The 1,284-nt window shown below is 68.8% G+C and carries 1 protein-coding gene; it reads left to right on the top strand.

The genetic code is table 11. The annotated features are described in order from the left end of the window. Positions 1-1,284: L-fuconate dehydratase (locus HW837_RS47930; protein ID WP_193383586.1), on the top strand; the 1,284-nt coding region annotated here is incomplete at both ends.

The following is a 1,284-nucleotide window of genomic DNA, read 5'->3' as shown; positions in this document are numbered from 1 at the left end:
CGTATCACGGCGTTGGATGTTCTGGACGTCCGTTTCCCGACGTCCGAGCATCTGGACGGCTCGGACGCGATGAACCCCGAGCCGGACTACTCCGCCGCCTACGTCGTCCTGCGTACCGACGCCGGTGACGGCCTGGAGGGCCATGCCCTGGCCTTCACCACCGGCCGCGGCAACGACGCCCAGGCCGCCGCCATCGCCACCCTCGCCCCCCACGTCATCGGCCGCCCGGTCGAGGAGATCTGCGCCGACCTCGGACAATTCGCCCGCTCCCTCGTCCACGACCCCCAACTGCGCTGGCTCGGCCCGGAGAAAGGCGCCATCCACATGGCCACCGGCGCGGTCGTCAACGCCGCCTGGGACCTCGCCGCCAAACGAGCCGGCCTACCCGTCTGGCGCTTCCTCGCGGAGATGTCTCCCGAGGAGCTGGTCGCCCAAGTCGACTTCCGCTGGCTCAGCGACGCCCTCACCCCCGACGAAGCCCTGCACATCCTGCGCAAGGCCGAACCCGGACGCCCAGAACGCATCGCCCGCCTGCTGGAACACGGCTACCCCGCCTACACCACCACCCCCGGCTGGCTCGGCTACACCGACGAAAAACTCACCCGCCTCGCCCGCGAAGCCGTCGCCGACGGCTTCACCCAGATCAAACTGAAAGTCGGCGCCTCACTCGACGACGACGTCCGCCGCATGCGCACCGCCCGTACGGCCGTCGGCCCGGACATCCGCATCGCCGTCGACGCCAACCAGAGATGGGACGTCCAGCCCGCCATCGACTGGATGCACGCCCTCGCCCCCTACGACCCCTACTGGATCGAGGAACCCACCTCCCCCGACGACATCCTCGGCCACGCCACCATCCGCACCGCCCTCACCCCCATCAAGGTCGCCACCGGCGAACACGTCGCCAACCGGGTCGTCTTCAAACAACTCCTCCAGGCCCGCGCCGTCGACATCGTCCAGATCGACTCCGCCCGCGTCGGCGGCGTCAACGAGAACCTCGCCATCCTCCTGCTCGCCGCCAAGTTCGACATCCCCGTCTGCCCCCACGCCGGCGGCGTCGGCCTGTGCGAAATGGTGCAGCACCTGTCGATGTTCGACTACATCGCCGTCTCCACCACCACCGAAAACCGCGTCATCGAATACGTCGACCACCTCCACGAACACTTCACCGACCCCGTCCGCATCACCAACGGCCACTACCTCCCACCCACCGCGCCCGGCCTCAGCGCCCAGATGCACCCCGAAACCCTCAAGGAATACCTCTACCCCGACGGCCCCGTCTGG

Origin of the sequence: Streptomyces caniscabiei (assembly GCF_014930365.1) — a bacterium.
In the GTDB taxonomy this organism is placed as follows: Bacteria; Actinomycetota; Actinomycetes; order Streptomycetales; family Streptomycetaceae; genus Streptomyces; species Streptomyces caniscabiei.
This window is presented reverse-complemented; position numbering and strand designations above follow the sequence as displayed.